Here is a 292-nt window from a genome sequence, read left to right on the forward strand (position 1 = left end):
ACGCTTATTAAGCGCTTCGGCTGAGATACAAGTTCCTGTGGCTTCATTTAATTTTGTGCAGAGACTAACTAAAGACTCAGAACTGATTGTTTGACCCAAAAATACACAGAGTGATACAAGGTCTTGTGCCTGAAATTTTCGTTTTCGTTGAATCATACCTGTTTGATACGCAAGTTCTTGTAAGTGATGGATAGAAAATTTATTTCGAAATTCTTCACCCAATATGCGTAATTCCTCAACTAATATGTTGTTGTTTGTAGACATAAATTAAAACACCCTTTCATGCAGTACT

General features: G+C 35.6%; 1 pseudogene. It reads right to left on the minus strand.

Annotation, left to right across the window (positions count from 1 at the left end):
* A pseudogene (locus V7038_RS29265) lies at positions 1–264 on the minus strand (IS4 family transposase); the annotation flags it as partial.
* Positions 265–292 lie beyond the last annotated feature (28 nt).

Origin of the sequence: Bacillus sp. JJ783 (genome assembly GCF_036963225.1) — a bacterium.
Lineage (GTDB): Bacteria > Bacillota > Bacilli > Bacillales > Bacillaceae_G > Bacillus_A > Bacillus_A cereus_U.